Source organism: Gemmatimonadaceae bacterium (assembly GCA_035606695.1).
In the GTDB taxonomy this organism is placed as follows: domain Bacteria; phylum Gemmatimonadota; class Gemmatimonadetes; order Gemmatimonadales; family Gemmatimonadaceae; genus JAQBQB01.
The window spans coordinates 16,411-29,150 of the sequence record DATNEW010000021.1 but is presented as its reverse complement, the minus strand read 5'-3'; the positions used below and the strand labels follow the sequence as shown (position 1 = coordinate 29,150).

Genomic DNA, 12,740 nt, shown 5'->3' with positions numbered 1-12,740 from the left:
AATGTGTTACCGTCTTACGGTAAGACGCTGAGCCCGATGCTGATCGTCCAGGCGTGCTCCGACGCGCCGATGTTCGCGCTGCGCGACGCGCTGATGATCGCGAGATCGCCAAGCACTCGGTTGTTGGCGAACGCGCTTCCAATACCGGCCGTGATGCTCTTTTCCATCACATCCTGACCGGCGGCTTGAAATGGGAGCGTACGATCGCGGAACCCCGCGCGCAAGAACACCGGATGGCTCAAGATTCGTGGCGCGGTAAAGTCGCCTCCGACGCTCGTGTCCCACGCATCGACGCCGACCAGCCCATTCTGCCCGAGATTGCCGAGCGCGGACCACGTGTCGTGCGCGGTGCGCACCGCGATCGACGAACCGGGGATACCGGTGTACGCGAGCGACACACCGAACCGGTTCGGGACGTGCGCCGACGTGAGCACGGTGTCTTCGGACGAGAGGTCGAGCTTCCCGCCCACGCGGAACGAGGCGGACGCGTTCCACGTCTTGCTGAACACCTGAAGGCCCGCCGATGCAGCGGCACCGCCGAAGCCGAGGACGCGTTGCTGCGTGAAGGGTGCAAACTGCGTCGTGTCCGTGAATGATTGCGTGATGCTCACGAGATTGTGACCGGCGATGCCGTGCACCCCGACACCAACGCGAAGCCACTGCGCTGCCGTCCATGCGCCGGCAAGGCGAATGTCGTTCAACGCGCCGTCCACGCGAAAGCGCGTCGTGATCGGCACCAGCTCGCCCGCGGCGATCGTGTCGGTCGTATTGAAGACGGTCGTTGCCGTTCGGTCGAGCAGCGTGGACGAGCTGAGGCTCATCACCAAACGTGAACCGAACGGGATGGCTCCAAACACGACGGGGTAACGCGCCGTGGTCGTGCGCTCGGTTCCGTTGCTCGTCGTCACGCTTCGGTACTCGGGCTCGATCTGGAAGAAGACGAGGCGCGATCCGAGCTGCGCGAGCGCCGCCGGATTGATCGGTGACAACGGATCCATTTCGCCGATCGCACCGCCGGTGCCATACGCCCGTGAGCTGAACTGGCCCGTGGGGAAACCGAACCCTTGCGAGCTCAAATTGGCTTGGGCGTTCGCACGCATGGTACTGATCGCGCTGAAGAGCAGCGCCACCAATAGCGAGCGGATTGCCCGACCGTTCGTTTCAGTTTGCGTTCGACGAGGGCTCATGGGATTCCGAAGCTCGTTTGCGGCACGTAGGTGATGCGAAGCCTCGGCCGCAGCGCCGCAGCGGCTTTCGTCGAGAAGAAATCGATTTCGCCGGGCGCCTGACCTTCGAGCCCGCTGCGCAGGGCGATGGCGCGCGGGCTCGTCGTGGTCGGATTGCCTTTCCACGTGCGTACGAGACCGACGATCTCGAAACTCTTCTGGCCGCTGTCACCGGGCGCGATGAGCAGTGAATCGAGGCCGAATTGGCCGTTGGTGCCAATGAATCCCAGGGCGGAGCCGGCGTTGGTGACCGTCGGTCCGGCGAGAATCGCGTTCGGAAATACGAAGATCGAATCACGCGGATCGATTCGCCGGTTCGGCAGCTGCGTCAGAATGAGCGACGCACGAACGATCGTCGTCGAATCGATGATGTGCGACGGCACGTCAAAGCGCAGCAGCGAGCGCCGAGACGGGACGCCGCCAACCGCCAAAACAGTGGCCGGCGACGACGTCAGGCCCTTCAGCACGATCGTGAAGTCGGCGAGCGGCCCGGCGAGAAAGGACTGATTCAGCGGTGTGTTCGACAGCGGCGAAACGACGACGGCCGTCGCGGCGGTGTCCAGCGACGCCTTGATGCGCAACGACACCGCCGCCGTGCCTTGCGTGCTGCCGATGCGAATGTCGTAGCCGCGACCAGTTGGGGTCACCAGGCGGTAGCCGACGCGCAGCTTCTTTCCGTTCAACACGCGGTCGAGCACCGTGTCCGTCGAGATCGGAATCTGGAGCGTGTCGGTCAACGACTCCGGCCGGAACGTGCGCGAGCCCAGGAACCGGTCGTTCCGGAACAGCGAGCCGAGAATCGAGGCGACGGTGTCCGTCGCCGTGGTGTCGACGTCGTAGACTTCGATCGTGATCGGACCGGCCGGGCGATGCGCGCTGTCCGGCTTGGCGATCGGCGTCACGAGGAACGCGCTGTCGATGACCGTGATCGAGCTGTCGATTGAATTCCGCGCCGTGAACGTTTGCGGGAGCGTGTCGAAGCGGACCATCGCGCGCGAGTCGAGCGTGTCGCCATGTGACGCGAGCATGAGAAACGCCTCGGCGCCGATCGGCGGCAGACCGAGCACGGTCGTATCCGTGACGATGGCGTCGATCGTCGTGTCGCTCAGCGAGATCGCTTGCTCGGGACAGAGCAGCGGACACGATTTGCCCGCTTCGAGCTTTTCACTGCACGCGGCGATCGATACGGTCGCGAGCACCGCGGTAAGCAGACCGAGAAACTTGCGTGATCGTTCCTCAAAAAATCTATTCATCGCCGGTCGAGTGATTGCGGAGTGAACGCCTTGGGCAGCAGCTCATCGAGCGACCAGCGCGCCTCGCGTCCATCGCGAGTGGTCGAGATGACGAGCAAATGCGGCGAGAATTCCTCGAGGACCTGGCGGCAGATGCCGCACGGCGGCGTCGGCTCCTCGGCTTCGGTGGCGATCATCACCGCCTCGAAGCTGCGATTGCCGCGCGCCACGGCCGAGGCGATCGCGCCGCGCTCGGCGCACATGCCGGCGGGATAGGCGGCGTTCTCCACGTTGCAGCCTTCGGTAACGCTGCCGTCGGACGCGAGAATCGCGGCGCCGACACGGAACTTGGAGTACGGCGCGTACGCCCGCTCCATCGCGGCGAACGCTCGCTCGCGCAGCAGTGTCATCGTTCGCTCGTCGCCGGCGGGACTATTCGTGCGCGCGTCTGTGGCCACTATCGCCCGGTCAGTTCGGGAAGGAACGAGCTGCCACGGCCTCGAAAATCGACGCGGAGCCACTCGGCAACGGTCGCGCCAAGATCCGAGAACGTGGCGCGGCGGCCGAGTGCCTGGGGACGGACCGCCGGCCCGAGCACGAGCAACGGCACGCACTCGCGTGCGTGGTCGGTCGATGCTGTCGTTGGGTCGTTCCCGTGGTCGGCGGTAATGAAGAGCAGATCGTCCTCTCGTAACGTGGCCAGGAGCGCCGGCAGCGCAGCGTCAAACTCACGCAGCGCCCCATAAAACCCCTGAGTGTCGTTCCGGTGCCCAAAAGCCTGGTCGAAATCTACCAAGTTGCTGAAAAGTAACCCACTTGGCGCATCGCTCAGCCATTGGCCGATCGCAAAGATGCCCTCCGCATTGTTGGCGGTGTGGCGCGAAACGATACCTCGCCCCGCAAACAAGTCGTCGACCTTGCCGACACCCGCGCGGGGCACGCCCGCGGTCGCCAGTGCGTCGAGCAACGTCTCGGCGGGCGGCTCGATCGAGAAGTCGCGACGGTTCTTCGTTCGCGTGTACGAACCCGACTCACCGACGAAGGGACGCGCGATGACGCGTGAGACGTCATTCGGCGCAACGAGCATGGCGCGGGCGGTCTCGCACGCGGCATACAACTCGTCGAGCGCGATAACGTTCTCGTGGGCGGCGACCTGGAAGACCGAGTCGGCCGACGTGTAGAGAATCCACGCGCCCGTGTGCTGGTGTTCGTGACCGAACTGATCGAGAACCGCCGTGCCGCTTCCGACGACGCTTCCAATGACGCGGCGAGCCGTGCGACGTTCGAACTCGCGCACGACGTCGGCGGGAAACCCGTTGGGATACGTCGGAAACGGTTTGAGCAAATGAACGCCCGCAATCTCCCAGTGGCCGGTGGTGCTGTCTTTTCCCGCCGACTTCGGGACCATCAATCCCCACGCGCCGGTGGCGGAGTCGTTTGGCGAGACGCCGTCCAAGGGAGCGATGTTGCCAAGGCCCGCGCGCTCGAGGTTTGGCAACTCCATACCGCCAACCGCTCGTGCGACATTGCCAAGCGTGTTGCTCCCGGTGTCGCCGTATCGCGCCGCGTCCGGAGCCGCGCCAATGCCGACGCCGTCGAGGACGATGATCGCCGCGCGCCGGCTCATCGGCGGTCGTCTCCGTCAGCGTCGTTCAGGTAGCGGCGCGGCAGTCGACCGCGCAGGCTCGTGAGAACCTCATACGGACTGATGTCGCCGAACGCGGCGACGTCGTTCACCGTGAGGCAATCATCGCCGTTGGACCCGATGAGCGTCGCCGCGTCGCCGATCGCGCAGTCGATCCCAGTCACGTCGATCATGGTCATGTCCATCGTGACCACACCGACGACCGGCGCGCGCTGACCGTGAACGAGCACGCATGCGCGATTGCTCATCGCTCGGCGGTATCCGTCGCCGTATCCGATTGCAAGTGTCGCGATGCGACGCAACTCGCTCGCGTGAAACGTGGCGCCGTAGCTCACCGATTCACCGGCCGCGATCGTGCGTACATCGACGATGCGCGCGTGCAGCGACGCAACGGGCGCGGGTGTGATGCGTGGATTCTCGCCCGACGTCACGCCGTACAGAAACACGCCGGGACGCACGAGACTCCAGCGCGAAACGCCGCCGTGCTGAACGGCCGGGCTGTTTTCCGCATGCAGGAGCTTCGGTTCGATCGGCAAATCCGCGATGGCCTTGTCGAACCGCCGCTCCTGCTCGGCGCGTGAGGCGTCCTTCTTCTCCGCGGAATGAAAATGCGTGAACGCGCCGTGCGGCGGAAAGCGCACGAGGAGATCGCGCAGCGATGCGACTTCATTCCACGGCACGCCGGCGCGGTTCATTCCGGTGTCGATCGACAGATGCCACGGCCGGCCAGTTTCTTCCCAGCGCACGATGCCCTCGTGCGTGCCGAGCGTTGGAGTGAGATCGGCGCGAACCGCCGCGTCGAAGTCGCCGGCGAGGAGCGGAGTGAAGACGAGAACGGGCCGGGTGATGCGTGCGCGGCGAAGTTCCTCGCCCTCTCCGACGGTCGCAACACCGAAGCCCCAAGGGTCGAGCCGCTCGAGCGTGCGCGCGACGCGCACCGCGCCCAGACCGTAGCCGTCGGCTTTGACCATGGGCAACAGCGGTGCGCGTGACTGCGCGGCAATCGCGCTGGCGTTGCGTAACAACGCGCCGAGGTCGACTTCGACCCAGGCGCGTCTGATCAAACTGTGCATTGACCCGTGATTCAGAGAACGGGTAGTATACCGAACCGGACCAGGCTATCCAAGGCGTACACACCCAACCGCATGCAAAGTAAACCATCGCTCGACGATACTTTGTCCCTGATGCGCGACCTGCGCGCGCGGTGCGAGTGGGACGCCGCGCAGACGCACGAGTCGCTGCGTCCGTATTTGATCGAGGAGGCCTACGAGGTCGACGACGCCATTCGCGCCGGCAACGACGCGCAACTTCGCGAAGAGCTCGGCGACCTGCTGCTGCAGATTCTCTTCCATTCCGTGCTGGCCGAGGAGCGTGGCGCGTTCACCATGAACGACGTTGCGTCCGGTTTCATCACGAAGATGAAAGGCCGTCACCCGCACCTGTACGGCGAAGGCGCGCGCCAGCCGTGGGAGCAGATGAAGGCGAAGAAGCGCGCGAGCATCGTGGATGGATTGCCGGCCGATCTGCCCGCGCTGCATCGCGCGTTTCGGTTACAAGATCGCGCGGCAGGCGTCGGTTTCGACTGGCCCGACACGGAGGGTCCGGCGCAGAAAGTCGAAGAAGAGCTGGAAGAGGTACACGAGGAGCTGCGCGCGCGGCCGCCCGCCGATCCCCATGCGCCACCCAACTACGACGCGGCGCACGAGCGCCTCGAGGAAGAGATTGGAGATCTGTTATTCGCGGTCGTGAATTTGAGCCGCAAGGCCGGCGTGCACCCCGCGCTCGCGCTCGACAAGGCGAACGTGAAGTTCGCGCGGCGGTTCGGAGCAGTCGAAAAAATGGCGGCCGAGCGGGGGCTCAAGGTCGGCGAAGCGTCGCTCCAGCAGTTGGACGCGCTGTGGGACGAAGTGAAGACGACCGAACGGAAATGAGCTACGGCCGCAAGCGATGCATCATCCGCGGGAAGGCAATCACCTCGCGGATATGCGGCAAGCCGCAAATCCACGCCACCGTTCGCTCGAGTCCGAGTCCAAAGCCCGAGTGCACGAACGTGCCGTATTTGCGGAGATCGAGATACCAGCCATAGGCATCGACGGGCAGACCTTCCTCGTGAATGCGGTGCAGCAGCTTGTCGTAATCGTCCTCGCGCTGCGACCCGCCAATGATCTCGCCGTACCCTTCGGGCGCCAGACAATCGTCGCACAATACCGTGCGCGGATCGTCGGGATTCTCCTTCATGTAGAACGCCTTCGCTTCCTTCGGATAGTTCATCACGAAGACCGGGCGATCGTAGTCGGCGACGAGCAATGATTCGTCTTCGGCGCCTAAATCGTCGCCCCATTTCACCTCGCTGCCCTTCTTCTGCAGAATCGCGACCGCGTCGGTGTAGTTCACGCGATGGAATGGCGCCTTCACCCGCTCGAGATGCGAGGTGTCGCGCTCGAGCTCCTTGAGCTCCGCGGATCTCCGCTCGAGGCAGCGCTGCACGAGGAAGCTCACGAAGTCTTCCTGCAACCGCATGTTGTCGTTCGAGTCGTTCCACGCCACCTCGGGCTCGATCATCCAGAACTCGGTCAGATGCCGCCGCGTCTTCGACTTCTCGGCGCGGAAGGTCGGCCCGAACGTATAGATCTTTCCGAACGCGGCGGCGGCGGCTTCGCCGTAGAGCTGACCGGTCTGCGCGAGATAGGCGTTCCCTTCCTCGAAGTACTCGGTCGAGAACAGGCCGCTGCGCTCACCGATCGCCGCGGTGAGGATCGGCGTGTCGACGCGCAGGAAGCCGCGCTCGTAGTAGAAATCGTGGATCGCCTGCTCGATCTCGTTGCGAATGGCGAAGATCGCCCGCACGCGGTTCGAGCGCAGCCAGAAGTGCCGGTGGTCGAGCAGGAAGTCGATTCCGTGCTCCTTCGGCTGAATCGGGTAGTCGATGGGGCTGGCGCCGAAGACGGTCAAATCAGTGACGCCCATCTCGAAGCCGCCCGGTGCGCGCGCCTCGGCCCGCACCTCACCCGTCACGTGCACCGATGCCTCGAGCGTCAGCTCCTTGAACCGCTCCCACACCTCGGGCGGCAGCTGCGTCTTCACGAAGACCGCCTGCATGACGCCGGTACCGTCGCGGATCACTGCGAAAGCGACCTTACCAGACGATCTTACGTGCGTGACCCATCCTCGGATGGTGACACGCTGACCAACGTGGTCCTTGAGCTCGGCGATGCGCGGCGTCGGGTCTGCCATGGAGAGGATCGAGGCGTACGAACAGTTGCTGAGAGCAGCTTACGAGCGGCTAAGCTGGTGTAACGACGAGCAATAAGGCTACAACTGGCGGTAAGATGATGGTACCCCGCTAGCGGCTTCGACCTTGCGGTGTTTTCCTTGCAATAGAGTTTCATTCCCGAACGTCCCACGCATCGCACATGACCCTGCGTTCGAGGCTCGGCGCCGGCCTCGTTACCATCGCCATCATTCTCGTTCTGCCGCTCGTCTTCGCGATCCGGTCACTCAACCGGTTGCACGAGGACGCGAAGGCATTGCGCGACCGCGAGTTTTCGGGGCTGCTGCTGATCGGGCGCGTCCGCGAGGGCCTCAACAATCTTCGGCGCGAGGAACTGGCGCTGTTGTTCTCATACAACAGTGCCGCGCGCGACACCGTCGATCACGAGCTCTCGCATCTCGGCGCCATGGCCGACACGCTCAGCCGCTTCCAGCTGCCGAGCTATGCGCAGGACATTCGGAGCGCGGTGCAGCAGATCCAGCAGGCCGCGCCGTCCGAGTATGCGGCCGCACTTGCTGGCGACACGGCGAAGGCAGACGCGCTGTCCGCCAAAGTGTTCGTGCCCGCGCTCAACCGCGCCGACTCCACCGCGACGTTTGCGGAGAGCGCGATTCGCGACCGAACGAGCAGCGTCGTCTCTGCTCAGACCACGGCGATCGGCCGGACGACGACGGTATCCGTCACCGCGCTGGCGTTGGCGCTGTTCATCGCCGCCGTGATCGCGATTCTCCTGACACGATCGATCAGCGAACCGGTGCTCGACCTGCGCGCGGGCATGACCGCCGTCGCCGACGGTGATCTGGACTTCAAACTGAGAATACCGAGTGACCGAACCGATGAGTTCGGTACGCTCGCCGAGAGCTTCAAGGAAATGACGCGGCAGTTGAGCGAGCTCGACAAGCTCAAGGCCGAATTCGTATCCGTCGCGTCGCACGAGCTCAAGACGCCGATCAACGTCATGATCGGATATCTGCAGCTGCTCGAGGAAGGCGTTTACGGCTCTCTGACACAGAAGCAGCTCGACGTGCACAAGACGCTCGTCGTTCAAGCCAACACGCTGCTCCGGCTCGTGAAGCAATTGCTCGACGTGAGTCGATTCGAAGCAGGCGGCGGCCGTGTCGAGCCGCGCAAGGTCGATCTCGACCACTTTCTCGCCGAGCTCGATGCCGCGTTTCACGTGCTGGCCGTTCAGCGCGAGATCACGTTCCAGGTCGAGCGGCGCGGGGATTTGCCGGATGAGGTATACTGGGACGTGGACCGCATCAACGAAGTGCTGGGCAACTTGTTGTCGAACGCATTCAAGTTCACCCCACGCAGCGGCCGGGTCGAGTTGGGGATAGAGCCGGTCGATGGCGGGATTCACATGGAAGTGCGCGACACGGGCGCCGGTATTCCGCCCGAACAGCTCCCGCGCATCTTCGAAAAGTTTTACCAAGCCGACAACCAACGGTCGGCGCACACGACTGGTACGGGCTTGGGACTTGCCATCGCAAAGCAAATCGTTGAAGCACACGGGGGAACGATCGCGTGCGACAGCACCGTGGGAGTAGGAACGACATTCTCGATCACGCTGCCTGTTCGGGTCGCGCGTCGTTCTTCGATGCAGCGCGCCATCACCGCGGCGGTGTGATGCGCACACCGTTGCGCCGCGTCGCGCTCGTCCTCGCGTCGGTCGTCGTCCCGCTACTCTCGAGCGGATGTGCCGCGCTGCATGCACGCTCGACACCCGCCCCCGCCGCCAACTGGCCGGCGACGCTCACGCAAGCGCAGTCCGACGCCGCGCACGGTGACTTCGACGGAGCCGACAGCCTGCTGGCTTCATTTGCCGCGCGCTATCCAGGATCGCCCCAGACGCTGGAGACGGCCTACTGGCGCGCGCTGTTCAAGATGGATCCCTCGAACCGTTCGGCGTCACTGACAACGGCGATCGCGTCGCTCGACGGGTACCTGCAGGACCCTCGTCCGCGCGACCACGTCGCCGAGGCGACGACGCTGCGCCGCGCGGCGGCCCAGCTCTCGGAGTTGAACAAGCTCGCCGCGAACGCGATGTCGCAGGTCCACGATGCAAAGGTGAATGCGGCGAATGCAACCGCCGCCGCCAGCGACGCCAAAGACGCGAAAGCCGCCGCTGATGCCGCGACGACCGCTGACGCGCAGGCGGAGATCAAGCGGTTGCGTGATGAGCTCGCGAAAGCGAACGCGGAGCTCGATCGGATCCGCAAGCGGCTGGGGCAGCCTCCGCCCCACCCCTAGCGCTGGGCGATGGGCGATGGGCGATGGGCGCTCGGCGCTCGGCGCTCGGCGGTCGGGTCAACCCACCCTGAATAATTCCAGCGAGCGAGCGTAGCGTTCGCCGAGGACTCGGCGAAGGTTTGCGTGCTCCGGACGATCCAGACTTGGGTCGCGTTCCAGGAGCGTTGTGGCGGCCATGCGCGCGCGTTCGTTCAACTCCTCGTCGCGCAGCGGGTCCGCGATGCGGAACGTCGGGACGCCGCTCTGACGTTCGCCGAACAGGTCGCCCATGCCGCGCATGCGCAAATCCTCACGCGCGATGTCGAAACCGTCATCCGTGCGCACGAACACGCTGAGCCGATCGGCGACCTCCGGACTCACGTCGCCGAGCAGAATGCAATACGACTCGTCGGCGCCGCGGCCGACGCGTCCTCGCAACTGGTGAAGCTGCGACAAACCGAAGCGCTCGGGATGCTCGATGAGCATGACCGTCGCATTCGCGACGTCGATGCCGACCTCAATTACCGTCGTCGCAACGAGGACGTCGATCTCGCCGTCGCGAAACCGTCGCATGATGTCATCGCGCTCGTCCGACGGAATGCGGCCGTGCAACAACGCGACGCGGCGATTCGCGAAGGGGCCGGCAGCCAGCAGATCATACATCGTCGTCGCCGCTTTGAGATCGGTCTTCTCCGACTCCTCGATGACCGGATAGACGATGTACGCCTGTCGCCCCTGCTCGATCTGCCGGTCGATGAACTGCAGCACGCGGGCGCGGCCCGATTCGCGGCGCAGCGCCGTCGCGATCGGCTGTCGTCCCGGCGGTCGCTCGTCGAGCATGCTGAGATCGAGATCGCCGTAGAGCGTGAGCGCGAGCGAGCGCGGAATCGGCGTGGCCGACATCAGCAATACGTCGGGCGCCTCGCCCTTTGCGCCAAGTGCCTTTCGTTGCTCGACGCCGAATCGATGCTGTTCGTCGATGGCCGCGAAGCCGAGCTTCGCGAAAACCGTCGCTTCCTGCACCAACGCGTGCGTTCCGACCACCAGTACCGGCTCGGCGCCCGCTAACTGGCGTGCGACCGCCTTGCGTTCGCGCGCGGGAAGGCTGCCGGTGAGCAGCAGCGGCGCAATTCCGAGCGGCTCGAGCAACTTCGTGAGCGTTCGATGATGTTGTTCGGCGAGCAGTTCCGTGGGCGCCATGATCGCCGCTTGATAGCCGCTCTCGATCGCCAGCAACGCCGCGAACAGCGCGACGATGGTCTTGCCGCTCCCGACGTCGCCCTGCAGCAATCGCTGCATGCGGCGGTCGCTGCACATGTCGGCGAAGATCTCGCGAATCGAGCGCACCTGCGCGCCGGTGAGCTCGAACGGCAGATCCTTCCGCAAGCGCGACGTGAGCGTTCGCTTGTTGTCGAAGCGAACACCGGCCCGCTTCTCCCGCGCGAGATCCTTGGCGCGCTGATGCAGCAGCTGAACGAAGAACAGCTCCTCGAAGGCCAGGCGCGCGCGGCCCTGCATCGCGTCGGCGATCGACGCCGGGCGATGCACCATGCGCAGCGCCTCGCCGATCGCCGGCACGCCGCCGAGTGCAACGATGTCCGGCGGCAGGTACTCGACGAGCTGCGGCAGCAGCGCGTCCAGATGCGTGTCGACGATCGAGCGAATGAGCTTGAACGACAGGCCCTCGGTCGCCGGATACACCGACAACACGCGTCCGTGGGCGGTCGCGCTGTCGTCGTCGCCCAGATTGACGAACTCGCGCGGCTGGAGCTGGCGTCCGTGGAAGAAGCGGACGTTGCCGGTGACGAGCAGCGCGTCCCCCTTGTCGATGGTTCGGTCCAGGAATGGCTGGCCGGGCCATGATACTTCTATCATTCCAGTTTCATCACGAAGCACCGCCTGGAAGATGCGAAGCCCCTTGCGCGTGGGAATGACGCCTTTCGAGATCACGGTGCCGATGACGGTGCCGTGCATCCCCGGCTCGAGCGACTTGATCGGGCTGACGGTGCTCGCATCCTCGTACCGATGCGGTACGTGAAAGAGCAAGTCGCCCGCGGTGACGATGCCGAGCCGCCGCAACGCGTCCGCGCGGGCCGGCCCGACGCCTTTGAGGTACGTGACCGGCGTCTCGAGATAGAGACGCTGTTGCGTGGGCCGCGAGGTGCTCACACGCTCACTCTTCCATGAGATCCTGCGCGAACGCCGACGCGTCGAACGGGACGAGATCGTCCGCGCCTTCGCCGACGCCAAGGAACTTGACGGGAACGTCGATCGCCTCGTGCACCGCGACCACCACGCCGCCGCGTGCGGTGCCATCGAGCTTCGTCACGACGAGACCCGTCACCGGCACCGCACCCGCGAAGGTCTTGGCCTGTTGCACCGCGTTCTGCCCGATCGTGCCGTCGAGCACGAGCAGGGATTCATGGGGCGCGCCCGGCAGCCGTTTCGTGATCACGCGCGCGACTTTCTTGAGCTCTTCCATGAGCCCTTCGCTCGTGTGCAGCCGCCCGGCGGTGTCGACGATCAACACGTCGGCGCCGCGCGCGACGGCGGCGTCGATCGCGTCGAACGCGACGGCCGCCGGATCGGTCCCCGCCTTGGCGCCGACGAATTCCGCGCCCGCGCGATCGGCCCACACCTTGAGCTGATCGATCGCGCCGGCGCGAAAGGTGTCGCCGGCGGCGACCATGACGCGCTTCTTCTCGCGCGCGAACCGCGACGCGAGCTTGCCGATAAACGTCGTCTTCCCCGCTCCGTTGACGCCGACGACGAGAATCACCGTCGGCGCGGTCGGCGAGAGCGTGAGCCCCGCGTCGTTGTTTCCGCTGCGCAGCGCCGCGTCGATGCCGTCCGCCAGCGCGGCACGGAACTCCTCCTGCGTCTTCACCTGGCCGCGTTTGGCACGACGTTCGACGTCCTCGACGAGCCGCAGCGTCACCGGCACGCCGAAGTCCGCCTCGAGCAACAGCTGCTCGAGCTCCTCCAGCGATCCCGCCGTCACGCCGCCGCGCGCGAGCACGGCGACGTCCATCAGCGCGACGTCCTTGATTCGCGACCAGAGCGACCGTTTCGGCAGGTCTCCGGACTTCTTCAATAACCGCATGCCGTTCCCCGAGACTATATCAATTCATTAA

Annotated in this window: 11 protein-coding genes; 3 read left to right on the top strand and 8 right to left on the bottom strand. The window is 65.0% G+C overall.

Annotation, left to right across the window (positions count from 1 at the left end):
* Positions 1–14: 14 nt before the first annotated feature.
* The 5 genes from VN706_09235 to alr are packed head-to-tail and all read right to left on the bottom strand — an operon-like array spanning position 15 to position 5,176.
* Positions 15–1,187: a hypothetical protein gene (locus tag VN706_09235; protein ID HXT15802.1), complete on the bottom strand. Its 1,173-nt coding sequence runs from the start codon at positions 1,185–1,187 to the stop codon at positions 15–17.
* Positions 1,184–2,479 (bottom strand): hypothetical protein, encoded by a 1,296-nt coding sequence (locus VN706_09230; protein ID HXT15801.1) that lies wholly within the window; start codon positions 2,477–2,479, stop codon positions 1,184–1,186. Before VN706_09230 ends, VN706_09235 begins: the two co-directional genes overlap by 4 nt.
* Positions 2,476–2,916: a cytidine deaminase gene (locus tag VN706_09225; GenBank protein HXT15800.1), complete on the bottom strand. Its 441-nt coding sequence runs from the start codon at positions 2,914–2,916 to the stop codon at positions 2,476–2,478. The genes VN706_09230 and VN706_09225 overlap by 4 nt, the downstream gene beginning before the upstream one ends.
* A complete protein-coding gene (locus VN706_09220; protein HXT15799.1) occupies positions 2,916–4,085 on the bottom strand; it encodes a phosphopentomutase in 1,170 nt (389 codons plus the stop codon). The genes VN706_09225 and VN706_09220 overlap by 1 nt, the downstream gene beginning before the upstream one ends.
* A complete protein-coding gene (gene alr / locus VN706_09215) occupies positions 4,082–5,176 on the bottom strand; it encodes an alanine racemase (protein HXT15798.1) in 1,095 nt (364 codons plus the stop codon). The genes VN706_09220 and alr overlap by 4 nt, the downstream gene beginning before the upstream one ends.
* Positions 5,177–5,248: 72 nt before the next feature.
* Between alr and mazG the strand changes: the two genes are divergently transcribed.
* Positions 5,249–6,034 (top strand): nucleoside triphosphate pyrophosphohydrolase, encoded by a 786-nt coding sequence (gene mazG / locus VN706_09210; GenBank protein ID HXT15797.1) that lies wholly within the window; start codon positions 5,249–5,251, stop codon positions 6,032–6,034.
* Between the two features lies 1 nt (position 6,035).
* Here the strand turns inward: mazG and asnS are convergent, their stop codons facing one another.
* Positions 6,036–7,337 (bottom strand): asparagine--tRNA ligase, encoded by a 1,302-nt coding sequence (gene asnS, locus VN706_09205; protein ID HXT15796.1) that lies wholly within the window; start codon positions 7,335–7,337, stop codon positions 6,036–6,038.
* Between the two features lie 179 nt (positions 7,338–7,516).
* On the opposite strand from asnS, the gene VN706_09200 reads away from it, so the two are divergent.
* Together VN706_09200 and VN706_09195 are read left to right on the top strand one after the other, a co-directional pair.
* Positions 7,517–9,004 carry an ATP-binding protein gene (locus tag VN706_09200; GenBank protein ID HXT15795.1) on the top strand — a complete coding sequence of 496 codons (1,488 nt, stop codon included), beginning with the start codon at positions 7,517–7,519 and terminating at the stop codon, positions 9,002–9,004.
* On the top strand, positions 9,001–9,627 hold the full coding sequence (locus tag VN706_09195; GenBank protein HXT15794.1) for a hypothetical protein: 627 nt from the start codon (positions 9,001–9,003) through the stop codon (positions 9,625–9,627). Before VN706_09200 ends, VN706_09195 begins: the two co-directional genes overlap by 4 nt.
* Before the next feature lie 57 nt (positions 9,628–9,684).
* On the opposite strand, the gene recG is transcribed toward VN706_09195, so the two are convergent.
* On the bottom strand, positions 9,685–11,775 hold the full coding sequence (gene recG, locus VN706_09190; protein ID HXT15793.1) for an ATP-dependent DNA helicase RecG: 2,091 nt from the start codon (positions 11,773–11,775) through the stop codon (positions 9,685–9,687).
* A gap of 4 nt (positions 11,776–11,779) precedes the next feature.
* Positions 11,780–12,709 (bottom strand): signal recognition particle-docking protein FtsY, encoded by a 930-nt coding sequence (ftsY, locus tag VN706_09185; protein HXT15792.1) that lies wholly within the window; start codon positions 12,707–12,709, stop codon positions 11,780–11,782.
* Positions 12,710–12,740 lie beyond the last annotated feature (31 nt).

What these genes read in the sequence shown, in the direction of transcription:
- VN706_09235 (HXT15802.1), bottom strand. Translation starts at nt 1,187, where the DNA reads ATGAGCCCTCGTCGAACGCAAACTGAAACGAACGGTCGGGCAATCCGC.
- VN706_09230 (HXT15801.1), bottom strand. Translation starts at nt 2,479, where the DNA reads ATGAATAGATTTTTTGAGGAACGATCACGCAAGTTTCTCGGTCTGCTT.
- VN706_09220 (HXT15799.1), bottom strand. Translation starts at nt 4,085, where the DNA reads ATGAGCCGGCGCGCGGCGATCATCGTCCTCGACGGCGTCGGCATTGGC.
- alr (HXT15798.1), bottom strand. Translation starts at nt 5,176, where the DNA reads ATGCACAGTTTGATCAGACGCGCCTGGGTCGAAGTCGACCTCGGCGCG.
- mazG (HXT15797.1), top strand. Translation starts at nt 5,249, where the DNA reads ATGCAAAGTAAACCATCGCTCGACGATACTTTGTCCCTGATGCGCGAC.
- asnS (HXT15796.1), bottom strand. Translation starts at nt 7,337, where the DNA reads ATGGCAGACCCGACGCCGCGCATCGCCGAGCTCAAGGACCACGTTGGT.
- VN706_09200 (HXT15795.1), top strand. Translation starts at nt 7,517, where the DNA reads ATGACCCTGCGTTCGAGGCTCGGCGCCGGCCTCGTTACCATCGCCATC.
- ftsY (HXT15792.1), bottom strand. Translation starts at nt 12,709, where the DNA reads ATGCGGTTATTGAAGAAGTCCGGAGACCTGCCGAAACGGTCGCTCTGG.